The 22,931-nt window shown below is 71.5% G+C and carries 23 protein-coding genes; 2 read left to right on the top strand and 21 right to left on the bottom strand.

Annotated features, from left to right (window positions below; genetic code table 11):
- Positions 1–28: 28 nt before the first annotated feature.
- The 20 genes from metK to soxR form a co-directional block, all read right to left on the bottom strand.
- The gene (gene metK, locus AB0I32_RS18575) at positions 29–1,219 is read right to left on the bottom strand and encodes a methionine adenosyltransferase (RefSeq protein ID WP_357508615.1); all 1,191 of its coding nucleotides are present in this window, start codon (positions 1,217–1,219) and stop codon (positions 29–31) included.
- A 91-nt stretch (positions 1,220–1,310) separates the two neighbouring features.
- The gene (coaBC, locus tag AB0I32_RS18570) at positions 1,311–2,570 is read right to left on the bottom strand and encodes a bifunctional phosphopantothenoylcysteine decarboxylase/phosphopantothenate--cysteine ligase CoaBC (RefSeq protein ID WP_357508613.1); all 1,260 of its coding nucleotides are present in this window, start codon (positions 2,568–2,570) and stop codon (positions 1,311–1,313) included.
- 14 nt (positions 2,571–2,584) lie between these two features.
- Positions 2,585–2,920 carry a DNA-directed RNA polymerase subunit omega gene (gene rpoZ / locus AB0I32_RS18565; protein WP_357508611.1) on the bottom strand — a complete coding sequence of 112 codons (336 nt, stop codon included), beginning with the start codon at positions 2,918–2,920 and terminating at the stop codon, positions 2,585–2,587.
- 118 nt (positions 2,921–3,038) lie between these two features.
- On the bottom strand, positions 3,039–3,608 hold the full coding sequence (gene gmk, locus AB0I32_RS18560; RefSeq protein ID WP_357508609.1) for a guanylate kinase: 570 nt from the start codon (positions 3,606–3,608) through the stop codon (positions 3,039–3,041).
- Between the two features lie 31 nt (positions 3,609–3,639).
- The gene (gene mihF / locus AB0I32_RS18555; protein WP_116675126.1) at positions 3,640–3,951 is read right to left on the bottom strand and encodes an integration host factor, actinobacterial type; all 312 of its coding nucleotides are present in this window, start codon (positions 3,949–3,951) and stop codon (positions 3,640–3,642) included.
- A 267-nt stretch (positions 3,952–4,218) separates the two neighbouring features.
- Entirely contained in the window at positions 4,219–5,139 is a 921-nt protein-coding gene (gene pyrF, locus AB0I32_RS18550) for an orotidine-5'-phosphate decarboxylase (protein ID WP_357508607.1), read from the bottom strand.
- Positions 5,136–8,528, bottom strand: a complete 3,393-nt coding sequence (gene carB, locus AB0I32_RS18545) for a carbamoyl-phosphate synthase large subunit (RefSeq protein ID WP_357508605.1) — start codon at positions 8,526–8,528, stop codon at positions 5,136–5,138. Before carB ends, pyrF begins: the two co-directional genes overlap by 4 nt.
- Entirely contained in the window at positions 8,528–9,829 is a 1,302-nt protein-coding gene (carA, locus tag AB0I32_RS18540; protein ID WP_357508766.1) for a glutamine-hydrolyzing carbamoyl-phosphate synthase small subunit, read from the bottom strand. The genes carB and carA overlap by 1 nt, the downstream gene beginning before the upstream one ends.
- 8 nt (positions 9,830–9,837) lie before the next feature.
- Complete coding sequence (locus AB0I32_RS18535) at positions 9,838–10,470, bottom strand: hypothetical protein (protein WP_357508603.1); 633 nt, start codon at positions 10,468–10,470, stop codon at positions 9,838–9,840.
- Positions 10,467–11,822, bottom strand: a complete 1,356-nt coding sequence (locus AB0I32_RS18530) for a dihydroorotase (RefSeq protein ID WP_357508601.1) — start codon at positions 11,820–11,822, stop codon at positions 10,467–10,469. The genes AB0I32_RS18535 and AB0I32_RS18530 overlap by 4 nt, the downstream gene beginning before the upstream one ends.
- Entirely contained in the window at positions 11,819–12,823 is a 1,005-nt protein-coding gene (locus tag AB0I32_RS18525) for an aspartate carbamoyltransferase catalytic subunit (RefSeq protein ID WP_357508599.1), read from the bottom strand. Before AB0I32_RS18525 ends, AB0I32_RS18530 begins: the two co-directional genes overlap by 4 nt.
- Positions 12,820–13,437, bottom strand: a complete 618-nt coding sequence (gene pyrR / locus AB0I32_RS18520; protein WP_357508764.1) for a bifunctional pyr operon transcriptional regulator/uracil phosphoribosyltransferase PyrR — start codon at positions 13,435–13,437, stop codon at positions 12,820–12,822. Before pyrR ends, AB0I32_RS18525 begins: the two co-directional genes overlap by 4 nt.
- Before the next feature lie 223 nt (positions 13,438–13,660).
- The gene (locus tag AB0I32_RS18515) at positions 13,661–14,884 is read right to left on the bottom strand and encodes an MFS transporter (protein ID WP_357508597.1); all 1,224 of its coding nucleotides are present in this window, start codon (positions 14,882–14,884) and stop codon (positions 13,661–13,663) included.
- 25 nt (positions 14,885–14,909) lie between these two features.
- A complete protein-coding gene (gene nusB, locus AB0I32_RS18510) occupies positions 14,910–15,326 on the bottom strand; it encodes a transcription antitermination factor NusB (protein WP_357508595.1) in 417 nt (138 codons plus the stop codon).
- 91 nt (positions 15,327–15,417) lie between these two features.
- Positions 15,418–15,981 carry an elongation factor P gene (gene efp / locus AB0I32_RS18505; RefSeq protein WP_116675118.1) on the bottom strand — a complete coding sequence of 188 codons (564 nt, stop codon included), beginning with the start codon at positions 15,979–15,981 and terminating at the stop codon, positions 15,418–15,420.
- A 197-nt stretch (positions 15,982–16,178) separates the two neighbouring features.
- The gene (locus AB0I32_RS18500; RefSeq protein ID WP_357508592.1) at positions 16,179–16,733 is read right to left on the bottom strand and encodes a hypothetical protein; all 555 of its coding nucleotides are present in this window, start codon (positions 16,731–16,733) and stop codon (positions 16,179–16,181) included.
- Entirely contained in the window at positions 16,730–17,479 is a 750-nt protein-coding gene (locus tag AB0I32_RS18495) for a SatD family protein (RefSeq protein WP_357508590.1), read from the bottom strand. Before AB0I32_RS18495 ends, AB0I32_RS18500 begins: the two co-directional genes overlap by 4 nt.
- Positions 17,480–17,538: 59 nt before the next feature.
- A complete protein-coding gene (locus tag AB0I32_RS18490) occupies positions 17,539–18,012 on the bottom strand; it encodes a type II 3-dehydroquinate dehydratase (protein ID WP_357508588.1) in 474 nt (157 codons plus the stop codon).
- A 36-nt stretch (positions 18,013–18,048) separates the two neighbouring features.
- Complete coding sequence (locus AB0I32_RS18485; RefSeq protein ID WP_357508586.1) at positions 18,049–18,645, bottom strand: hypothetical protein; 597 nt, start codon at positions 18,643–18,645, stop codon at positions 18,049–18,051.
- Positions 18,646–18,734: 89 nt separating this feature from the next.
- The gene (gene soxR / locus AB0I32_RS18480; RefSeq protein ID WP_116675109.1) at positions 18,735–19,223 is read right to left on the bottom strand and encodes a redox-sensitive transcriptional activator SoxR; all 489 of its coding nucleotides are present in this window, start codon (positions 19,221–19,223) and stop codon (positions 18,735–18,737) included.
- Positions 19,224–19,333: 110 nt separating this feature from the next.
- On the opposite strand from soxR, the gene AB0I32_RS18475 reads away from it, so the two are divergent.
- Entirely contained in the window at positions 19,334–20,383 is a 1,050-nt protein-coding gene (locus AB0I32_RS18475) for a zinc-binding dehydrogenase (protein ID WP_357508583.1), read from the top strand.
- A complete protein-coding gene (locus AB0I32_RS18470) occupies positions 20,380–21,822 on the top strand; it encodes an MFS transporter (protein ID WP_357508581.1) in 1,443 nt (480 codons plus the stop codon). The genes AB0I32_RS18475 and AB0I32_RS18470 overlap by 4 nt, the downstream gene beginning before the upstream one ends.
- A gap of 231 nt (positions 21,823–22,053) precedes the next feature.
- Here AB0I32_RS18470 and AB0I32_RS18465 read toward each other — a convergent pair.
- Positions 22,054–22,931, bottom strand: an 878-nt coding sequence (locus AB0I32_RS18465) for a DUF222 domain-containing protein (protein ID WP_357508580.1), incomplete at its 5' end; no start/stop codon positions are given.

Below are 22,931 nucleotides of genomic sequence, written 5' to 3'. Positions count from 1 at the left end.
GCCGGAGCGGACCGCCGTCAGAACGGGCTCAGAACAGGCTCAGGAGGTCCTCGACGCGGTTCGTGCGCTCCCACGTGAAGTCGGGCAGGTCGCGCCCGAAGTGCCCGTACGTCGACGTCGCGCGGTAGATGGGCCGCAGCAGGTCGAGGTCGCGCACGATGGCGGCAGGGCGCAGGTCGAACACCTCGCGGATGGCGGCGGTGATGCGCTCGACGGGCACCGTCTCCGTGCCGAACGTCTCGACGTAGAGGCCGACGGGGTGCGCCTTGCCGATCGCGTAGGCGACCTGCGCCTCACAGCGCCGCGCGAGCCCGGCAGCGACCACGTTCTTGGCGACCCAGCGCATGGCGTACGCGGCGGACCGGTCCACCTTGGAGGGGTCCTTGCCCGAGAACGCGCCGCCGCCGTGCCGCGCCATGCCGCCGTAGGTGTCGACGATGATCTTGCGGCCCGTCAGCCCGGCGTCGCCCTGCGGACCGCCGATGACGAACTTGCCGGTCGGGTTCACGAACTTCTTGGCGCCCGACCACTCGAGCCCGGCGGACTCCAGCACGGGAGCTATCACGTGCTCGGCGACCTCGGCGTGCAGCTTCTCCTGCAGGACGTCGGCGTCGTGCTGCGTGGAGAGCACGACCGTGTCGACGGCGACGGGGCTGTCGCCGTCGTACCCGACGGTGACCTGCGTCTTGCCGTCCGGGCGCAGGCCCAGCACCTCGCCGGACTTGCGGACCGCGGCCAGCCGCTCCGAGAGCCGGTGGGCCAGCCAGCCGGCCACGGGCATCAGGGACGGTGTCTCGTCGGACGCGTAGCCGAACATGAGCCCCTGGTCCCCGGCGCCCTGGGCGTCCAGGGGGTCGAGGTCGCTCGTGTCGTCCCGCATCTCCAGCGCCTTGTCGACGCCCTGCGCGATGTCCGGCGACTGCTGGCCGATCGACACCGAGACACCGCACGAGTCGGCATCGAAGCCGATGGTGGAGGATGTGTAGCCGATCCCGCGCACGACGTCCCGCACGATCTGCGGGATCTCGACGTAGGCCTCGGTGGTCACCTCGCCGGCGACGTGCACCAGGCCGGTGGTGACCATGGTCTCCACCGCGACGCGCGACGTCGGGTCCTGCTCCAGGAGCGCGTCGAGGATCGCATCACTGATCTGATCGCACACCTTGTCCGGATGACCCTCGGTCACGGACTCGGACGTGAACAGACGCAGCTCGCTCATGAGTCCCAGCCTACTGTCTCGCACAGCGAACAGTCGATCCTGAAAGGTGAGACGGGGATCACGACCGAGGCTCGATCAGCACGGCAGCAGGTCAGGGCAGCAGCTTGACGACGGCGTCCCAGACGGCGTCGGCCACCTCACGCTTCGTCCCCGACGTCGCACCGACCACCTCTCCGGTGCCGTCGAGCAGCGTGACCTCGTTGCTCTCGGTGCCGAACCCCCGCCCGGAGCCGACGGCGTTGACCGCTATCAGATCGGCGCCCTTGCGCCGCGCCTTGGTGCGGCCGTGGTCCAGCACGCTGCCGGACGCGTCGCCGGTCTCGGCGGCGAAGCCCACCACCACCTGGCCGGGGCGCAGGCGCTCGTGCGCCAGCTCGGCCAGGATGTCCGGGTTCTCGAGGAGCTCGATCGGTGCGGGCCCCTGGCCCGGCACCTTCTTGATCTTGGCGTCCGGCGTGACGGCGGGCCGGAAGTCGGCCACGGCCGCTGCCATCACCACGACATCGGCGGTCGCGCCGGCGGCCCGCACAGCGGAGCGCAGCTCGGCGGTCGACTCGACCCGCACGACGGAGCAGGCGAGCCCGCCCGCCGCACCGCGCACGGACTCGACCTGGTCGGTCACGTCCTGGGCGAGGTTCGCCGCGACCAGCGTCACGTCCGCGCCGCGCGCGGCGGCCGCCTGCGCCAGCGCGACGCCCTGCCGACCGCTGGACCGGTTGCCGATGAACCGGACGGGGTCGATCGGCTCGCGTGTGCCGCCGGCGGAGACGACCACGCGGCGGCCCGTGAGGTCCTGGGTCTCGACAGGCTCGACCAGCGATTGCGGGGTCTTGAGCAGCGCCAGGGCCTCGCGTGCGATGTCCTCCGGCTCCGGCAGGCGGCCGGGACCCGTGTCGGTGCCGGTCAGCCGGCCCGACGCCGGCTCGATCACGTGCACGCCGCGCTCACGCAGCGTCGCCACGTTCGACCGCGTCGCGGGGTGGTCCCACATCTCGGTGTGCATCGCCGGTGCGAACACCACCGGGCAGCGGGCCGCCAGCAGCGTGGTGGTCAGCAGGTCGTCGGCGAGGCCGGCGACCGCGCGCGCCATGAAGTCGGCGGTCGCCGGGGCGACGATCACGAGATCGGCGCCCTTGCCCAGCGCCACGTGCTGCACGCCGGGCACGTCGTCGAACACCTCGGTGCTGACGGGCTCGCCCGACAGCGCCTCGAAGGTCGGCGCGCCCACGAACTCGAGCGCGGCGTGGGTGGGGATCACCCGCACGGCGTGCCCCTGCTCGCGCAGCAAGCGCAGCAGGAGGACCGCCTTGTACGCGGCGATCCCCCCGGTCACGCCGAGGAGGATCCTCATGACAACGAGTCCGGTCAGGCCGGGAAGTCGGGCAGCGGCTGCTCGGCCTTGGCTGCCGCGGCGGCGTCGGCCTGCGCCTGAACCTCCGCCGGGTCGACCTCTTCGATCGTGAGGAGGCCCTGGGTGATCTCGCGCATCGCGATGGAGAGCGGCTTCTCCTGGTTGCGGGTCTCGACGAGCGGGCCCACGTTCTCCAGGAGGCCCTCGTTGAGCTGCGAGTAGTAAGCGTTGATCTGACGCGCGCGCATGGAGGCGTACAGCACGAGGCCGTACTTCGAGTCGATACGCTCGAGCAGCTCGTCGATCGGCGGGTCGGTGATGCCCTCGGGGGCGGCGACGGTTCCGGCCATGGTGAAGCTCCAGAAGTCTGAGGTACGGGGGAAAGTCCGAGGCACGAGTCTACCTGCTCGATCACTCGGACGCGGCAGGCCGGACGTGGTCCGGCCCGCTCTTGCCTGCGCGAGCCTGCTAGCCCGCGACAGGTGTGGTGGAACCCACACCCATCACGGAGACGAGCGCGTCCGTGGCGCGGTGGACGTCGTCGTTCACGATCGTGACGTCGAACTCCTCCTCCGCGGCGAGCTCGACCCGCGCGGTGGCGAGCCGGCGCTCGCGCTCCTCGGAGTCCTCGGTACCGCGTCCGACGAGCCGGCGGACCAGCTCGTCGAAGCTCGGCGGGGCGAGGAAGACGAATCGGGCTTCAAGACCCGAGGCCGTCACCGCTTCACGCACCTGGCGTGCACCCTGGAGGTCGATCTCCAGGAGGACGGGCACCCCGGCGGCGAGCTTCTGCTCCACCGGCCGCCGTGGCGTCCCGTAACGGTTGTGACCGTGCACCACTGCCCACTCGAGCATCTCACCGGCGGCGACCATACGGTCGAACTCCTCCGGTGACACGAACAGGTAGTGCACTCCGTCCACCTCGCCCGGGCGCGGCGACCTGGTGGTCGCCGACACGGAGAGCCAGACCTGGGGATAGCGGTCCCGCACATCGGCGGAGACCGTGCCCTTACCCACCGCGGTGGGTCCTGCGAGCACGGTCAGCCGTGCGGGTTGTGTCGTACTGATCTCAGCCAAACCTCTCGATGAGCGCCGCCGACTGGTGCGGTCCGAGGCCTCGGACGCGGCGGGTCTCGGCGATCCCGATCTCTTCCATGATCGCCCTGGCCTTAACCTTACCGACCCCGGGCAGTGACTCGAGCAACGAGACGACCTTGAGCTTGCCGACGACGTCGTCCTTCTGGCCCTGCTCGATGACCTCCTTGAGGGAGCCCTGCGAGTACTTGAGCTTGTTCTTGATCACTGCCCGAGCGCGACGCGCCTCGGCGGCCTTCTCGAGTGCTGCCGCACGCTGCTCGGGGGTGAGGGGAGGTAGTGCCACGCAAGTCACCTACTCGTGTCTCGACCGGCCTCCTGGGCTAGGACGTCCGGTCCTCGCTCGGGCCGGATGCCCAAGTCCGTGACCTGGTCCGCGACCGGTCTGGTGTGAACTGCTGCATCGAAAGTAGCCACCGCCCCACCGGTCGGCAATCGCAGAACGCCACTTCGTGAAAACTCATGCACTTGAGCTTTTACGCATTTGGTGCATTCCATGACAAAGCGCCCTCGTTCCATAGCGATCGAGGGCGCTTTGTCCTGCGGACGAGTTTCAGCTCCGCAGTGCTGTCTTCGCCTCCTGCGCGGCCGTTCGTGCCGCTCTCACCAGTGCGTCCGGGTCCGGTCCTGCGGCGAGCACCCCCCTGGACGACGACGCCAGCACGTTCCGCCGGGCGTCACCGAACGTCGTGGCGAGCTCGCGCTCCCCCGCCCCCTGCGCACCCACGCCGGGCGCCAGGAGGGGTCCGTTGACGGCGACGAGGTCGGTGCCCGTAGCGGCGACGGCGTCACCGATCGTCGCGCCCACCACGAGGCCGACGGAACCCATGGGCTCCGCACCCGCGTTGAGCACCGCGGCGCGTGCGGCCATGAGGGCCGCGACCGTGCCGCCCGGGACGCCGTCCAGGACGCCGTCCGGACCCGCCTGCGCTGAGATCTCGGTGCGGGCGTGCTGCACCTCGAAGCCCTCCTTGTTGGAGGTGAGGCACAGCACGAACAGCCCGCGACCGGTGGCCGCGGCCAGCTCGACGGCCGGCGCGAGCGAGCCGAACCCGAGGTACGGCGACACCGTGAGGGCGTCCCCCGCCAGGGGCGAACCGTCCGCGAGGAACGCGTCCGCGTAGGCGCCCATCGTCGAGCCGATGTCGCCGCGCTTGGCATCCACGATCGTCAGCGTCCCGGCGCTGCCGGAACCCCCGGAGCCCGCGGTGCGAGCCGCCGCGATGACCTCCTCCAGCACCGCCAGGCCCCGCGAGCCGTGCCGCTCGAAGAAGGCCGCCTGCGGCTTGAACGCCGCGACCCTGCCCCCGAGCGCGTCCACCACCCGCAGCGAGAACTCGCGCAGCCCGTCGACGTCGTCCCGCAGGCCCCAGGCCTGGAGGAGCGACGCGTGCGGGTCGATGCCGACACACAGCGGACCGTGCTCGTCCATCGCCGCGGCGAGCCGGGCGCCGAAGGGCACGACGTCGCTCACGCGCTCACTCCCGCCGGAGCTGTGACCGCCAGCTTGGCCGCCGCCAGGCGGGCCACGGTGGCGGCCTGGTGCTCCTGGAGGCTTGCCACCTCGAACGGACCCGCGAGCACCGCCTCGATGCCCTGCACCGCCGCCGCGAGCTGGTCCACGGTCGTCGCGATCGGCTTGTCGGCAGCCGTCGTGGCAGCGCGGATCTCGTAGCCGTCCGCGCGGGCGCCCTGGCCCGACGGCGAGTTCACCACGAGGTCGATCTGCCCCTCGGTGATGAGCCCCACGACCGTGAGCTCGCCGTCCGGCCCGCGGCCCTCGGTGTGCTTGCGCACCACCGTCGCCTCGATGCCGTTGCGGCGCAGCACCGTGGCGGTGCCCTCGGTCGCCAGGACCTTGAAGCCGAGCTCCACGAGGCGCTTCACGGGGAAGACCACGTGCCGCTTGTCGCTGTCGGCCACGGAGACGAACACCGTGCCCGACGTCGGCAGCCCGCCGAACGCCGCGGCCTGCGACTTCGCGAACGCGTGCGGGAAGTCCTTGTCGAAGCCCATGACCTCGCCCGTGGAGCGCATCTCCGGGCCGAGCACCGAGTCGACGACCAGGCCCTCGCGGGTACGGAACCGCTTGAACGGCAGCACCGCCTCCTTGACCGCGAGCGGGGCGCCCAGGTCGAGCGTGGCGCCGTCGTGCTCCGGGAGCAGGCCCTCGGCCCGCAGGTCGGCGATCGAGTCCCCGACCATGACCCGCGCGGCCGCCTTGGCCAGCGGCGTGCCCGTCGCCTTGGAGACGAACGGCACGGTGCGCGACGCACGCGGGTTGGCCTCCAGGACGTACAGGACGTCGCTCACGAGCGCGTACTGGACGTTGAGCAGGCCCCGCACCCCGACACCCCGGGCGATGGCCTCGGTGGAGCGGCGGATGCGCGCGATCTCGGTCTCGCTCAGCGACACCGGAGGGAGCACGCAGGCCGAGTCACCCGAGTGGATGCCCGCCTCCTCGATGTGCTCCATGACGCCGCCGAGGAACATCTCCTCGCCGTCGAACAGCGCGTCGACGTCGATCTCCATCGCGTCGTCGAGGAACCGGTCGATCAGCAGCGGCGCGGCGAGCGTGCCGTGCGCGCCGGAGTCGGCGTGGGAGACGGCGGCCGCCTCCAGCGCACGCTCCACGTACCCGGTGAGCTGGTCCTCGCTGTAGACGATCTCCATGCCGCGGCCGCCGAGCACGTACGACGGGCGCACGAGCACGGGGTAGCCGATGCGGTCGGCGATCTCGCGGGCCTGCGGGAGCGACCGCGCGGTGCCGAAGGCCGGGGCGGGCAGACCGGCGTCGAGCAGGACCTGCCCGAAGAGGCCGCGGTCCTCCGCGGCGTCGATCGCCTCGGGGCTGGTGCCGAGGATCGGCAGGCCGGCCTCGGCCAGGCGCCGCGCGAGGCTCAGCGGCGTCTGCCCGCCGAGCTGCACGATGATGCCCTTGACCGGCCCGGCGGCGAGCTCGGCCTGGTAGACCTCGAGGACGTCCTCGAAGGTCAGCGGCTCGAAGTACAGGCGGTCCGCCGTGTCGTAGTCCGTCGAGACGGTCTCGGGGTTGCAGTTGACCATGACGGTCTCGTACTTGTCCTTCAGCGCCAGGGTGGCGTGCACGCACGAGTAGTCGAACTCGATGCCCTGCCCGATGCGGTTGGGCCCGGAACCGAGGATGATCACCGCCTCGCGCTCACGCGGCGCCACCTCGGTCTCGGAGTCGTAGCTCGAGTAGTGGTACGGGGTCTTCGCCGCGAACTCGGCGGCGCAGGTGTCCACGGTCTTGTAGACCGGGCGGACGCCGAGCGCGTGCCGGATCTCGCGGACCGTCACCTCGCCCGATGAGCCCATGCCGCGCAGCCGCGCGATCTGGGCGTCGGACAGCCCGTGCCGCTTGGCGTGCCGCAGCACGTCCTCCGTGACGGTGGGCGACGCAGCGACCTCGGCGGCCACCTCGTTGACGAGCTGGATCTGGTCGAGGAACCAGGGGTCGATCTTGGTGGCGTCGAACACCTGCTCGAGCGTCGTCCCGCCGGTGGCGACCGCCCGCAGCGCCTGCTGGACGGCGACCATGCGACCCTCGGTGGGCCGCTCGATCTCCTTGAGCAGCGTGGCCAGCTCCTCGCCCGACGGGGCGTCGCCGTCCCAGTGGAACTGGACGCCGCCCTTGTCGATGGACCGCAGGGCCTTGCCGAGCGCCTCGGTGAAGTTCCGGCCGAGCGCCATGGCCTCGCCCACCGACTTCATGGTGGTGGTCAGCGTGTCGTCGGCCGCGGGGAACTTCTCGAACGCGAACCGCGGCACCTTGACCACGACGTAGTCGAGCGTGGGCTCGAAGCTCGCGGGGGTCACCTTGGTGATGTCGTTCGGGATCTCGTCCAGCGTGTAGCCGACGGCGAGCTTGGCCGCGATCTTCGCGATGGGGAAGCCGGTCGCCTTGGAGGCCAGCGCGGAGGAGCGGGAGACGCGCGGGTTCATCTCGATGACGATGATCCGCCCGTCCTCCGGGTCGATCGCGAACTGGATGTTGCAGCCGCCGGTGTCGACGCCGACCTCGCGGATCACGGCGATGCCGATGTCGCGCAGCTTCTGGTACTCGCGGTCCGTCAGCGTCATCGCGGGGGCCACGGTGACGGAGTCGCCGGTGTGCACGCCCACCGGGTCGACGTTCTCGATGGAGCAGACGACCACCACGTTGTCGTTGCGGTCGCGCATGAGCTCCAGCTCGTACTCCTTCCACCCCAGGATGGACTCCTCCAGGAGCACCTCCGTGGTGGGCGAGTAGTGCAGGCCCTGCCCGACGATGCGGTGCAGGTCCGCCTCGTCGTAGGCCAGGCCGGAACCCAGGCCGCCCATGGTGAACGAGGGGCGCACGACCATCGGGTAGCCGAGGATCTCGGCGGCCTTGAGGGCCTCGTCGATGGAGTGCACGATCTCGGAGCGCGCGGACTCGCCGCCGCACTTGGCGACGACGTCCTTGAACTGCTGGCGGTCCTCGCCCTTCTGGATGGCGGGGATGTTGGCGCCGATGAGCTCGACGCCGTACTTCTCGAGCACCCCTGCCTCATCCAGCGCGATGGCGGCGTTGAGCGCCGTCTGGCCACCCAGGGTGGGCAGCAGCGCGTCGGGGCGCTCCTTGGCGATGATCGTGGTGAGGACCTCGGTCGTGATGGGCTCCACGTAGGTGGCGTCCGCGAACTCGGGGTCGGTCATGATCGTGGCCGGGTTCGAGTTCACGAGGATGACCCGCAGGCCCTCCTCGCGCAGCACGCGGCACGCCTGGGTGCCGGAGTAGTCGAACTCGCAGGCCTGGCCGATGACGATCGGGCCGGACCCGATGACGAGGACCGAGGAGATGTCGGAACGGCGAGGCATCAGTGGTTCTCCTCGGTGTTGATCTGAGATGCGGTGTTGATCTGGGCTGCTGACTGCGGGGACTTGAGTGCGGGCGGCCAGGCCGCCGGGTTCGTCAGCAGGCCGACGAACCGGTCGAACAGGTAGGCGGCGTCGTGCGGGCCCGCGGCCGCCTCCGGGTGGTACTGCACGGAGAAGGCGGGCAGGTCGAGGCAGGTCAGCCCTTCGACCACCTGGTCGTTGAGCCCCACGTGGGAGACGACGACGCGGCCGTAGCGGCCGCCGTCGTGCGGCGCCGTCGAGCCCTGCTCGTCCAGCGGGGCGTCGACCGCGAAGCCGTGGTTGTGCGCGGTGACCTCCACCTTGGCGGTCGTGCGGTCGAGCACCGGCTGGTTGATGCCGCGGTGCCCGTAGTCCAGCTTGTAGGTGCCGTACCCGAGCGCACGGCCCAGGAGCTGGTTGCCGAAGCAGATGCCGAAGAACGGGATCCTGCGGTCAAGGACCTCGCGCAGCAGCTCGACCTCGTGGCCGGCAGCGCCCGGGTCCCCGGGGCCGTTCGAGAAGAAGACGCCGCGCGGGGCGTCGTCGGGCAGCGCGGCGAACACGCCCTCGATGTCGGCGACGGTGGAGGCCTGCGGCACGACGACGACGCGGACGCCGCGCTCGGCGAGGCGGACCGGCGTCATGGTCTTGATGCCGAGGTCGACGGCGACCACCGTCGCGACGGGGGCCTTGCCCGGGTTGTTCTCCAGCCACTCGCCCTGCGGCTCCACGGTGTAGGACTCCTTGGTGGAGACCTCGCGGGCCAGGTCGGCGCCCGCCATCTGCGGGGAGGCCTGCACCTGGGCCACGAGCTCCTCGACGGAGCGCGGGTACCCGTCGCGGACCAGGTCCTCGCCCGAGAAGATGCCTGCGCGCATCACGCCCTGCTCGCGCAGCCGGCGGGTCAGCGCGCGGGTGTCGACGTCGGAGATGCCGACGATGCCCTGCTCGGCGAGCTCCTCGCCGAGCGAGTGCTGCGCGCGCCAGCTCGACACACGCCGCGCGGGGTCGCGGACCACGTAGCCGGAGACCCAGATCTGGCCGGACTCGGGGTCCTCGTCGTTCACGCCGGTGTTGCCGATGTGCGGCGCGGTCATGACGACGATCTGTCGGTGGTAGGACGGGTCCGTCAGCGTCTCCTGGTAGCCGGTCATGCCGGTGGAGAAGACGATCTCGCCGAACGTGGTGCCGGTGGCGCCGTACGCGCGGCCGCGGTAGGTCGTGCCGTCCTCGAGGACGAGCGCTGCGGACTCCGCGGCGGTCTGTGCTGCGGGTGTCATCGGGATGGTCACCGGGCCTCCTGCTGGTGCGGGTCTTGCTGGTACGGGTCTTGCTGGTACGGGTCTTGCTGGTACGGGTACTGCTGAACGTCTTGCTGGGTGTGCTGCCGGGCGGCCAGCAGGTGCCGGACGGCGTCGACGAGCGCACCGCGGTCCTCGGCGCGCCGGGTGCGCAGACCCGTGTCGACGAGGGCGGCGGCGACGTCGTCGGCCTCCGGGACCGCCCAGGTCAGGACGACGAGCCCGTCGGCGCCGACGTACTTGCCGGCCATGCCAGGGGCGAGGCTCGTGCTGCGGATGGTGTGCACGGGCACCCAGAGGTCGTCGGCGCCCTCGCGCTCGACCAGGACACCGCCGTCGTGCACGGACACGAGCGCGTTGGACCGGTCGCCGAGCCCGTGCGCGCCGACGCGGGCGAGCCAGTCGCCGTGCAGCGTCGTGGAGACGTAGACCGCCTCCAGCGGGCCGAACCGTACGGGGCCCGTCTGGTCCGCGCCGGTCTGGTCCACGCCCGGGACCGCGGGCGGCCGGGGCACGAGCGTGGTGGTGCGCTGCGCGAGCCGGCGTCGGCCGATGAGCGTCACGTACAGCACCAGGAAGACCGCCAGGAGGACCAGCAGGGTGATGGCCAGGATCTTCATCGGACGGCTCCTTCGAAGGGCTTGCTCTCGACGACCGCGCCGTCGAGCACCGTCGCGCGGCCACGCAGGAACGTCGCGACGACGCGGCCCGGCAGCTCCATGCCCGTGAACGGCGTGTTGTCGCTGGCGGTGACCTGGGTGCGGCCGTCGATCGTCCGGGTCGCGGACGGATCGACGAGGGTCAGGTTGGCGGGCTCGCCGACCGCGACCGGGCGGCCCTGGCCCCGTCCGTGCTCACCGTCGATCCGGCCGATCCGGGCGGGGTTCTCCGAGAGCACGCGGGCGACGTCGGCCCAGGTCATGCGGCCGGTATCGACCATGGTCTGCTGCACGACGGACAGCGCCGTCTCCAGGCCCGTCATGCCGAACGCGGCCGACGCCCACTCGCAGTCCTTGTCCTCGACCGGGTGCGGGGCGTGGTCGGTGGCGACGATGTCGATGGTGCCGTCGGCCAGGCCCTCGCGGACGGCCTCGACGTCCTTGGCGGTACGCAGCGGCGGGTTGACCTTGAACACCGGGTCGTAGTCGCGGGCGAGCTCGTCGGTCAGCACGAGGTGGTGCGGCGTCACCTCGGCGGTGACGTTGATGCCGCGCCCCTTGGCCCAGCGGATGATCTCCACCGACCCGGCCGTCGACAGGTGGCACACGTGCAGCCGCGAGCCGACGTGCTCGGCGAGCAGCACGTCGCGCGCGATGATCGACTCCTCGGCGACGGCGGGCCAGCCCGTCAGGCCGATCTGCGCGGACACGATGCCCTCGTTCATCTGCGCGCCCTCGGTGAGGCGCGGCTCCTGCGCGTGCTGGGCCACGACTCCGTCGAACGCCTTGACGTACTCCAGCGCGCGGCGCATCAGGACCGGGTCGTGCACGCACTTGCCGTCGTCCGAGAAGACGCGGACGCGGGCGGCGGAGTCGGCCATGGCGCCCAGCTCGGCGAGCTTCTCGCCACTCAGGCCTACGGTCACCGCGCCGACGGGGTGCACGTCGACCCAGCCGGCCTCCTGCCCCAGCCGGTACACCTGCTCGACGACGCCCGCGGTGTCCTGCGTCGGCGTCGTGTTCGCCATGGCGTGCACCGCGGTGAAGCCGCCGGCGGCGGCGGCCCGGGTACCGGAGAACACCGTCTCGGCGTCCTCCCGGCCCGGCTCGCGCAGGTGGGTGTGCAGATCGACGAGCCCGGGCAGGAGCACGTGCCCCTCCGCACGGACCTCACGGGCACCCTCGGGTACCTCGACCGTGCCGGGAGCCCCGATCGCGGCGATCACTCCGTCCGCCAGGACGACGTCGACCGCGTCCGTGCCGTAGGGAAGCACTCCACGCAGCACGTAGGTCGTGGTTGAAGGGGCGCTCACAGAGTGTTCCTCTCGTCGGTGCTGGTGTCGCCGGACAGCAGCAGGTACAGGGCAGCCATCCGGACGGCGACACCGTTGGCCACCTGCTCCACGATCACGGAGCGGGGGTGGTCGGCGGCGGCCGCGGAGATCTCCAGGCCGCGGTTCATCGGACCGGGGTGCATCACTATCGAATGGTCGGGCAGCACCGCGAGGCGGCGGGCGTCGAACCCGAACTTGCGGCTGTACTCCATGGGGCTCGGGAAGAACGAACCCGAGCCGCCCGACATCCGCTCGCGCTGCACCCGCAGCATCATGACCGCATCGGGCTGCCACTGCTCGAGCGTCTCGTCCAGGTGGTACGAGACGCGGCAGGGCCACGTCTCCACGCCCACCGGGACGAGCGTGGGCGGCGCGACCAGCGTCACCTCGGCGCCGAGGGTGTGCAGGAGGTACACGTTCGAGCGGGCCACGCGGGAGTGCAGCACGTCGCCGACTATCGCGATGCGCAGGCCGGCCAGGTCGGCGCCGACCGAGGTGTCGGCGCCGCGACCGTCCTCGCCGACGTTGCCCACCAGGTGCCGCCGGATCGTGAACGCGTCCAGCAGCGCCTGCGTCGGGTGCTGGTGCATGCCGTCGCCCGCGTTGAGCACACCGGCGTCGAGCCAGCCCGCATGGGCCAGCTGGTGCGCGGCGCCCGAGGCCGAGTGGCGCACCACCACGGCGTCGGCGCCCATGGCGTGCAGGGTCAGGGCGGTGTCCTTCAGGGACTCGCCCTTGGACACGCTGGAACCCTTGGCCGAGAAGTTGATGACGTCGGCGGACAGGCGCTTGGCCGCCGTCTCGAACGAGATCCGGGTGCGCGTGGAGTCCTCGTAGAACAGGTTCACGACGGTGCGCCCGCGCAGCGTCGGCAGCTTCTTGTTCTCGCGGGACTGCGTGGCCGCCATCTGCGCCGAGGTGTCCAGCAGCAGGATCGCGTCGTCCTTGGACATGCCCTGGGTGGTCAGGAGGTGCTTCACGGCGTCACCCCGCTGATCACGACGGAGTCGGCTCCCCCGTCGACGTCGGACAGGCGCACCCGCACCCGCTCGCTGCGCGACGTGGGCAGGTTCTTGCCCACGTAGTCGGCGCGGATCGGGAGCTCGCGGTGGCCGCGGTCGACCAGGGCGGCGAGCTGCACCACGCGGGGCCGGCCCAGGTCGTTCAGGGCGTCGAGGGCGGCGCGGATGGTGCGGCCGGAGAAGAGGACGTCGTCGACCAGGACGACCACCTTGTCGTCGATGGTGCCGTCCAGGCTGCCCGGCAGGACCGTCTGCCCGACGGCGCGCGTGGGCTGACGGCGCAGGTCGTCGCGGTACATGGTCACGTCGAGGGTGCCGTACTCGCCGCTGAACGAGGGCTCGATCTGCGTCAGGCGCTCGGCCAGCCGGTGCGCGAGCTGCACGCCGCGGGTCGGGATGCCGAGCAGGAGGAGATCGGCGGCGCCCTTGTTCCGCTCCACGATCTCGTGGGCGATGCGAGTCAGGGCCCGAGCGATGTCGGCCTCGCCGAGCACCGTCCGTGCGGCGGTGCCGGGGTCCGTGCTCCGGGTGCTGTTCTGGGTGCTGCCGGGGGCGGCGCTGGATTCGGGCATGCGGCTGCCAGGATTCATCTGGCGACCTCCTTCTCCGCCTCACGGGACGGGATTAAAGGGAGTCTGACAGCCACCACCCTAACCCGCCGCCCATGCGGCGAGAGCCGGGGTCGCCGCCCGCCGGAGCGGCGTTGCTCACATCCGGAGGGCGTGGCGGGCGGCAGGCGATCACCTGCAGCGCTGAGGTCGGCAGGCCGCTGGGCCCGGTCCTCAGTCCGCGCCGTCAGTCCCGGAGCACCGCCGTCGCAAGCCTCATCGCGACCGCCACCAGCGCGAGCACCATCCCGACGGTCCCGGGCCAACCCGCCAGTGCGAACCCGACCCCGCCGAGCCACCCGAACACGCTGGACCCGGCGTAGTACGCCAGGTTGTAGACCGCTGCCGCCTGGGTCCTGGCCCCCGGCGCGGCGACCGGGGTCCACCCGCTGGCCACCGCATGCGCCCCGAAGAACCCGGCGGTCAGCACGACCAGGCCCACCAGGACGAGCGGCAGCCACGCCGACAGCGTGGCCGCCACGCCGCCCGCCATCACCCCCGTCGAGACGATCAGCACCCGGCGCCGCCCGTGCCGCACCACCAGCCGGCCGGTCCGCGCCGACGACCACGTGCCGGCCAGATACGCGAGGAACACGAGGCTCACCACGCCGGACGACAGTCCGAACGGCTCGTCGGCGAGCCGGAAGCCGAGGTAGTTGTAGACGGCCACGAACCCGCCCATGAGCAGCAGACCCTGTGCGTCGAGCGCGAGCAGGCGCGGGCTGAGCAGGACCTTGAGGCGGCCCGCCCGGCCGCCGTCCGGCACCTCGTCCTCGGATGGCGTCCGGTCCTTTGATGGCGTCCGGTCCTTTGATGGCGTCCGGTCCCGCGGCGCCAGCCAGATGAACACGAGCGTCGCGACCAGGCAGGCGACCGCAACGGCACCCACGCCCGCGCGCCAGCCGAAGAGCTCGGCGACGCCGCCCGCCACGAGCCGCCCCAGGAGACCGCCCATCGAGGTGCCTGCCACGTAGGTCCCCGCGGCGCGTGGCACCGCGGACGCCGCCCCCGCGTCGATGAGCGTCTCGGTCAGATACGCCATCGCGACGGCGGGCACCCCGGCGACGAGCAGCCCTTCCGCCGCCCGCCCGGCGACCATCAGGCCGAACGTCGGCGCGAACGGGATCGCGAGCCCGACCGCCGTCGCGCCGAGCATCGCGAAGGTCATCGCCCGCACCCGGCCGACACGGTCGGCCACCCAGGCCCAGGGCAGCACGCCGACGGCCAGGCCGAGCGTGGCGGCGGAGACGAGCAGCGCGGTCGCGGAGGCCGACGTCGCGAGCTCGCGGGCGGCGTCGGGCAGGACGGACTGCGGCGCGTAGAGCTGCGCGAACGCAGCGGTCCCGGCGCCGAACAGGGCGACGAGCAGACGTCGCTCGTCGAACCGTTCAGCGCCGGGACCGGTGCTCACGCGTGCTGCCGGCTCGCGCGGGCTCTCACGCCAGCAGAGTCGGCTTCAGGTCCTTGACCCGGCCGAGGAGGCCGTTGACGAAGGCGGGCGAGTCGTCCGTCGACAGGTCGCCGGCGAGGTCGACCGCCTCGTCGACCGCTACGGCGTCGGGCACCTCGTCGTTGAACAGGACCTCCCAGGAGCCGATCCGCAGCAGTGCGCGGTCGACTGCCGGCATGCGCTGGAGCGTCCAGCCCTGCGAGTACGTCTCGAGCACCTCGTCGATGCGGTCGCGGTGCGCGACCACACCCTCGACGATGTCGACCGTGTACTGCGGCACGGCCGCCTCGGTGTGCGGCACCGCCACGCGGTCGGCGAGGAGCTTCAGCGGGTCGATGCCCCGCTGCTCCGCCTCGAAGAGGATGTCGGCGGCGCGCTTGCGCGCCTTGGTGCGTGCGCCCATGGTCTCTTTCTGCTACTGAAGTTCGCTACTGGAGCTCTGCTACGAAACCTGCTGGTGGGCTGCCGTGCGCCGGTTGCCCGTCAGCCGCACGTCACTCCGTGACGCGACCGAGGTAGTCACCGGTGCGCGTGTCGACCTTCACCTTGACGCCCTGCTCGAGGAACAGCGGGACCTGGATCTCGGCGCCCGTCTCGAGCGTCGCCGGCTTGGTGCCACCGGTGGACCGGTCGCCCTGCAGGCCCGGCTCGGTGTAGGTGATCTCGAGGACCACCGACGTCGGCAGCTCGATGTACAGCGGCGTGCCGTCGTTCGAGGCGAGCATGACGCTCATGCCCTCGAGCATGTAGTCCTTGGCGTCGCCGACCGTCGCCGCGGGCACGTTCACCTGGTCGTACGTGTCGTTGTCCATGAAGACGAAGTCGTCGCCGTCCATGTACAGGTACTGGAAGTCGCGACGGTCGACGTTGGCCGTCTCGACCTTGATGCCCGCGTTGAACGTCTTGTCGACGACCTTGCCGGACAGCACGTTCTTCATCTTCGTTCGGACGAACGCTCCACCCTTGCCCGGCTTGACATGCTGGAACTCGATGACCGTCCAGAGGTTGCCGTCGATCCGGAGCACGGTGCCGTTCTTGATGTCGTTGGAGGTAGCCACGTTCGTCTTCCTGTGTCGGTGAAGGTTTGCACCCAGGGCGCGCCGACAGGAGGCCGGCGGCTGGGGTGATCGAGCTGGGTGATCAAGCAGGTGTCAAGCAGCAGCGATCAAGTCTAACGGACCGTCAGATCTCACGAGCCATCAGTCGCCAGTCTTGAGTCGGCGGAGCACGTCAGGAGCGAGACAGGAGCATGTCTTCAGAGCACGAACGTGCTCATCGCGGCGAGCCCCAGGAGACCCGTCGCCACCGACCAGATCAGCGAGGCGAGCGTACCCACGACGAACCGCTCCGACGCGATCGGCTGGTCCCGAAGCTCCGCGTAACGGCCGAGCCCCTTGATCGCGACCACTATCGCGATGCCATAGGGGTAGCCGGCCAGGAGCGCGCCCGTGATCGCGAGGCGCTCCAACACGCCGAGCCACGCTCCGCCGCGCAGGATGTCCACGGCCTCAGGGTTCATCGTGCCGGTCGGCGGGTCGCCAGGATCGCCACCTCCACCGGCCGGCTCGCCCATCGGCGTCTTCAGGGTGCCGCGCGACTCATCCTCACCCGGCTCGAGGGAACGCGGCCGGGCGGGCGGCTCATAGGGTTCGTAGCGCGCCCAGGGCAGGTCTCCCCCGCTGGCCTTACGCAGCACCCAGGGCACCACCCACGAACCGACCACGACGCTCAGCAACAGCGTGACGACCCAGATCGCCACTGCCGTCAACCACTGCCATCCGTCGATGGCCTCCAGCATGTCCCAGGTCACGGCGCCACGTCCCCCTCAGCTCTTCGTTCGCTCGGTCTCACGTGCTCGGCCTTCACACGATCGGTCCTGACAGGTCTGCCTGCGGCGTCGGGCGCGTCGCTTGCCGAGCTGCTCAGCTCGGCGAGCAGCCGCACCGCTACCGGACGCACCGCCTCTTCTTCCTGCCAGAGCGCCGCACGGACGCGCTGGCTCACCGCCTGCTCGCTGACCTGCAAGGACTGAGCGACTATCCGCTGCCGCCCCGGTTTGTCGTCGAGCGTGGTGAGCGTATCGGCGACCTCCCACCCTTGGGGAGTCCTCCGCGCCCGAATCGCGGCAAGAAGCCGGAGCAGTGCCTCGACCTCGGCGGCCAGGTCCGGCTCGTTCGCGGGGGGCGTCGGCCCTTCGACAGCGATCGAGGTGCCCCTGCCCCGGGTCTTGGCTCGTTCGACGGCGGCGCGGGCGCGGTAGAACGCGAAGCCGCGCGCCTCACGGGAGACCGTGGGCAACGGACCCTCGACCGAGCCGACGCCGATGCCGATGCTCCACCCCTGGTCGCGCAACAGGTGCAGGGCGAGGTCGATCGCGAGCTGGGCCCCAGCGCGCCCGACAGCCAGGACGCCCTGAACCTCATCGCCCACCGTGCGCTCGAACGGGACCACGAGCCCGTCGCGGCCGCGCGTCAGTTCCTCGAGTTCCGCGAGCACCTCAGGAACCCGGTCATCGGCGAAGGTCGAGCCTCGTTGGTCGACGGTGAGGACTATCACGGCTCAAGCCTAGACCCTTCCAGAGCAGCCATCAAGGATAGAGACTTAAGGAGAGTCCCTCAACCTTTGAGACTTGACTTCGCCAACCGCCCCGCGATAGCCGACAGCGCCAGCCGGTAGGAGTCGAAACCGAACCCCGCGACGGTGCCCGTCGCGATCCCGGCCACCACCGAGTAGTGCCGGAACGACTCCCGCGTCGCCGGGTTGGAGAGGTGCACCTCGACGAGCAGCAGGTTCGCGGTGGTGACCTGGGCAGCGGCGTCGCGCAGCGCGTACGAGTAGTGCGTGAACGCAGCGGGGTTGAGCACCACGTGGGCGCCGGCGTCGACCGCCTCGTGGAGCCAGCCGACGATCTCCGACTCGCCGTCGGTCTGCCGCACCTCGACCTCCAACCCCAGCTCCTCGCCCCACTTCGCGGCGGCGATCTCGAGGTCTGCCATGGAGGCATGCCCGTAGATCTCGGGCTCGCGGACGCCGAGCCGGCCGAGGTTGGGACCGTTGAGCACCAGGACACGGGGCAGTGCAGAAGCCATGGCCGCGAGCCTAACGGGCGCAGCGGCACAGCGTCGTCAGATCTTGCCGCTCCCGCTCGCGATCCGGTGCCCGCCCGTCGCCTCGGCGACCCAGCGCAGCGCCTCGGGACGAAGCTCGTCCCAGCCCCAGAAGATGAAGGCCAGGCACGTGAGCGCCGCGCCACCGGCCCGCCACTCGACGACCGGCGTAGCGACGCCGCACGCCCGGCACTCCAGGTCCGCCTCGCTCCCTGCGTCCCCCTCGCTCCAGGCCGCAGCCGCATCGTAGAACCGCCTCAGGCCCTCCTCGTCCGAGCAGGTCGGACCGAACTCCTCCGGCGGCCCGAAGAACTCTCTCGTGGCCGAGCAGCGCGGGCACGTGACCGAGCCGACGTCGAACTGCCCGCCGTCCTGCACCTCACGGCCGACCCGGACCTGGACACCCCACGGCGACTCACCCGACGCCGACGCCTCCACGGTGTCGGCCCATGCGGGCCCTGCCGGATGGCCGTCGCCCCCGAGCGCCGCGTCCGGGGACAGCTCCGGAAGGATCACCCCGCGTGCGACCAGCGCCTCCACCACCCGCCGGCCGACCTCGGGCGCATCCTGCTCGGTCACGTCCAGGTCGGCGACCCACTCGTAATACGTACCCACGACTCCCCCTCGGTCGGCACGGCATCGGTGCCGCTTTCTACCAGAGCCGCCGCCGGGACCGCCCGCAAAGTCGCGCTCCAACCCCGCCGTCACGCCCCATCCGGCTCCAGCCCTTCCACCAGGAGCGTCCGTGGCCCCGGGCCGGCCTCGGCGAGCTCGTCGTGCGGGTTGGTCAGCGCGCAGCGACGCAGCGAGAGGCAACCGCAGCCTATGCAGTCCGTGAGATGGTCGCGGAGCCGGGAGAGCTGCTCGATCCGCGCGTCGAGATCGTCGTGCCAGGCCTGCGAGATGCGCCGCCAGTCCTTCGCGGTCGGCGTGCGGTCGCCGGGGAGCGTGCCGAGCGCGGCGCCGATGTCCGCAAGCGGTATCCCCACGCGCTGCGACACCCTGATGAACGCCACGCGCCGCAGCGTCTCGCGGCGGTATCGGCGCTGGTTTCCGGACGTGCGCCGGCTCGCGATCAGCCCTTTACGCTCATAGAAGTGCAATGCTGACACCGACACACCGCTCCGTGCGGCGAGATCACCGACCGTGAGCTCGTCACGGTCCCACGGGACGGCGGGATTGGGCGCTTCCACAGATGGCCTCCTCAGGCTTCCAAGACTCCGGCGAGGACGGCAGACGCCGCAGGGCCGCTCGCACCGCCGATGTTTGACCTCAACTTTGGTTCAGGTTAGAGGATGACCGCATGGACGCCATCAGACACCACTCCTTCGGGCCGCCCGAGGTCCTCACGCTCGAGCAGATCCCCGACCCCGTACCCGGCCCTGGCGAGGTGCTCGTCGACGCGGTAGCGCACGGGGTACACCTCGTCGACGCGAGCATCCGCCGCGGCGAGGAGGGCCCTCCGCTCCCCCTGCCGAGCCTCCCGACGGTCCCTGGCCGGGAGATCGCGGGCACCGTCTCCGGCGTCGGCCCGGGGGTCGACCCCTCGTGGACCGGGCGGCGCGTCGCGGCACACCTCGGCCGTGTGCCCGACGGCGGCGGGTACGCCCGGCGCGTCGTCGTCGGAACCGACAAGCTGCACGTGATCCCCGACGGTCCGGACGGCACTCCCCTGGACCCCGCCGACGCGATAGCCATGATCGGCACGGGCCGGATGGCCGTCTACACCCTCGACATCGCTGCTGTGACCGCAGCCGACGTCGTTGTCGTCACCGGTGCCGCAGGCGGGCTTGGCACACTATTCGTGCAGGAGGCGCTCGGTGCCGGGGCCCGCGTCGTCGCCCTGGCGAGCAGCGGGCCCCGGCTGAAGGTCCTGGAAGACCTGCTGGCGGGAGCTGACTTCGGTTCCCGGCTCACCCTCGTCGACTACTCCGTCCCGGGCTGGACGGACGCCGCACGGGCCGCCCTCGGCGGCTCCCCCGCGACGCTCGTGCTCGACGGCGTCGGCGGCGACCTCGGCACCGCCGCCACGGCACTGCTCGAGGACGGCACAGTGGCCACCGCCTCCGCTCCAGCGCGGCTCGTGGCCTACGGCTGGGCGTCCGGCGAACCCAACCGGTACACGTCCTGGGCGGAGGCCGACCAGATCGACTCCCAGATCGAGGTGCGCTACGCCGTCGGGCCCGACGCTCCCCCGATGCCCGACCAGCGTCCTTACCAGGAGCGCGCGCTGGCCCGGGCGGCGTCCGGGCAGTGGCGGATCGCGACGCACCGCGTGCCGTTCGCCGAGGCCGCGCGGGCCCACCGCGAGCTCGAAGAGCGTCGCACCACCGGCAAGGTGGTGCTCGTGTGACCGCGACCGTTCCTCCGTCGCCGTCGGGCTCTTCCTCGGCGCCTCCGCCGGGCGCTCCCTCAGCCACGCCGTCAGGCAGGCCGAATCCGGCACCACCTGCACCATCGGGCGCGCTGAGCCGGGCGGCCCAGCGGCTCGTCCTCGCGGGGATGGTCGCGCTCTGCTCGCTCGGGGCGTTCGAGGCCCTCGCCGTGTCCACGGCGATGCCGACGGTCGCCGTCGAGCTGGACGGGCTGCGGTACTACACGCTCGCGTTCGCGGTGACCTTCGCGACCAGCGTGGTCGGGATGCTCGCGGCCGGGCGCTGGTGCGACCGCAGCGGCCCGTCGCCCGCGATGTGGACCGGTGTGGCGCTCTTCGTGGTCGGACTCGTCATCGCGGGGACGGCGACCGACATCGGCGCCCTCGTCGCGGGGCGCGCGGTGCAGGGCGTAGGCAACGGGTTGTTCGGCGTCGCGCTGTACGTCCTGGTCGCTCGCGTGTTCGCCGCAGAACGGCACCCCGCCGTGTTCTCGGCGTTCGCCGCGGCATGGGTCGTGCCCGCGATCGTCGGGCCGGGACTCGCCGGGCTCCTCGTGGATCATGTGGGCTGGCGCTGGGTGTTCCTGGGCGCCGCCGCGCTCACGGTGCCGGCGGCGATCCTGATGCGACCCGGCCTCACGGCCGCCCGCGGCGACCTGCCGGATCCCACGGATGGCGGGGTCTCGGACGGCGCAGCCTCGGAGGATTCGGCTTCGGTCGGCACGACCCGGGAGGAGACGAGCACGAACGGCGATCGGCGCGATGCGGCCGCCGCCGGTCCATCGGGCGCTCCCCCGCTGCACGCGCTGCGCCTCATCCTGGCCGTGCTGCGGGCCGGGCGCGGGTTGCCGGCCGTCGTGTCGGTGCGGGCTCTGGTGTCGGCGGCGTTCGTGGGCGCGGAGGTGCTGCTGCCCCTGCTCCTCGTGCACGAGCGGCACCTGAGCCCTGGCGGCGCCGGCCTCATCCTGACGGTGGGAGCGCTCGGGTGGTCCGGGGCATCCTGGGTGCGCGGCCGCAACCTGCTGCATCTCAGCCACGCCGGCTACGTGCGGCTGGGCGGAGGCCTGCTCGCTCTCGGGATGATCGGCGCGGCGGTCCTCGTGCTCCCCGCCGTGCCGGCCGGGGTCGGGATGGCGTTCTGGGTGCTGTCCGGCAGCGGGATGGGCCTGGTCTACCCCACGCTGTCGGTCCTGACGCTCGAGCTGGCTGCGCCGCACGAGCAAGGCTCTGCCTCGTCGGCGCTCCAGGTGGCCGACGCCGTCGCTGCCGCCGTCGCGTCCACCGCGACCGGGGCGCTCCTGTGGGCCCTGCACGACATCGTGGGGCTGCCCGCCTACGCGGCGGTGCTCGGACTCACGGGCTTGCTGGCGATGATGACCGTGCTCCTGGCGGGGCGGACACGGCTCGTCAGGCAATGAGCGGAGCGAGGCGGTCTGAGCGATCCCGCGCCGGGCCGCCTCAGCGGGCGCAGACCGCGGCAGGTCCTGGTCCGCTGAGCGGATGTCTCCTCTCAGGGAAGGGCTCTTGGTGGACTTACCGGGGGCGCCAGACCTGCTGGCCACATGGGCCTGACCGGTCAGGCGGCTTCGGCGGGCCCCGCAGCCGGATCGGGCGGGTTGCCGATGTAGTGCAGGGTCCGGTCGGCCGGGTCAGGCCGCTCCGGCTGGTGGTTGGGCATTGATGGGTTCGGGTAGTTGGATGCGGTGCCCGTAGGCGTCGGTGAAGGCCCACCCGGTCTCCAGCAGGGTGTCAGCCGTGGTGTCGGTGGTGGCCTTGCCGGTCCAGTGCATGGTGATGCCTTTGGTGTCGACGAGCTGGTGGTGGTACCAGCACAGCAACGCACTGTTGGTCACTGAGGTGTCCCCGCCGTGGGCCCAGTGGGTGATGGCGTGGTGGACCTCGCACCGTGACGGCGGTTGATCACATCCGGGGTAGACGCAGTGCTGGTCTCGGGCGATGACGGCGCGGCGCATCTGCCCCGACACCGTGCGTTGGGCGCGTCCGACGTCGAGGACTGCTCCGTCGGGTCCGAACACGATCCGGGTGATCGCACTGTGACACGCCAACCGGCGCACCAGGGTGCGTGGGGCGCGGCCGCCGGTCTCGGTGAACACCGGACCACCAGGCGACAACAGCGTGGATAGTGTCGGATCAGTTGTATTCCAGCGACCCGGACCTCCACCCGGACCTCCACCCGGACTCGGACTACCGGTCGAACTACCGGTCGAACTACCGGTCGAACTGCCGGTCGGGCTGCCGGTCGGGCTACCGGCCGCAGGGCGTGTGTCCAGCGCGCCTGCATCGGCATCCGCAGCCGAGCTGGTGCCAGCACCAGCGCCAGGGCTGGTGCCGATGCCTGCGCCCGCACCTGCACCGGTGCCGGTGCCGGTGCCGGGGACCTTCGCACCAGCGCCCGGCCGGTTGCCGCGGGTGGGTGTGGCCTGTCCGCACGACAGGCACAGCCCGTCACGGGTCTTCGTGACCTGGGCGACCAGCTCGTTCCAGGACACCGTGACGTTCAGGTGGG

Source organism: Promicromonospora sp. NPDC050249, from assembly GCF_040656015.1.
Taxonomy (GTDB): domain Bacteria; phylum Actinomycetota; class Actinomycetes; order Actinomycetales; family Cellulomonadaceae; genus Promicromonospora.
Note: the sequence above shows the minus strand (reverse complement) of the source record. Positions and strands in the feature narration are given on the sequence as shown.

What these genes read in the sequence shown, in the direction of transcription:
- AB0I32_RS18535 (WP_357508603.1), bottom strand. Translation starts at nt 10,470, where the DNA reads ATGAAGATCCTGGCCATCACCCTGCTGGTCCTCCTGGCGGTCTTCCTG.
- AB0I32_RS18475 (WP_357508583.1), top strand. Translation starts at nt 19,334, where the DNA reads ATGGACGCCATCAGACACCACTCCTTCGGGCCGCCCGAGGTCCTCACG.
- carA (WP_357508766.1), bottom strand. Translation starts at nt 9,829, where the DNA reads ATGACACCCGCAGCACAGACCGCCGCGGAGTCCGCAGCGCTCGTCCTC.
- metK (WP_357508615.1), bottom strand. Translation starts at nt 1,219, where the DNA reads ATGAGCGAGCTGCGTCTGTTCACGTCCGAGTCCGTGACCGAGGGTCAT.
- rpoZ (WP_357508611.1), bottom strand. Translation starts at nt 2,920, where the DNA reads ATGGCCGGAACCGTCGCCGCCCCCGAGGGCATCACCGACCCGCCGATC.
- coaBC (WP_357508613.1), bottom strand. Translation starts at nt 2,570, where the DNA reads ATGAGGATCCTCCTCGGCGTGACCGGGGGGATCGCCGCGTACAAGGCG.
- pyrR (WP_357508764.1), bottom strand. Translation starts at nt 13,437, where the DNA reads ATGCCCGAATCCAGCGCCGCCCCCGGCAGCACCCAGAACAGCACCCGG.
- carB (WP_357508605.1), bottom strand. Translation starts at nt 8,528, where the DNA reads ATGCCTCGCCGTTCCGACATCTCCTCGGTCCTCGTCATCGGGTCCGGC.
- AB0I32_RS18490 (WP_357508588.1), bottom strand. Translation starts at nt 18,012, where the DNA reads ATGGCTTCTGCACTGCCCCGTGTCCTGGTGCTCAACGGTCCCAACCTC.
- nusB (WP_357508595.1), bottom strand. Translation starts at nt 15,326, where the DNA reads ATGGGCGCACGCACCAAGGCGCGCAAGCGCGCCGCCGACATCCTCTTC.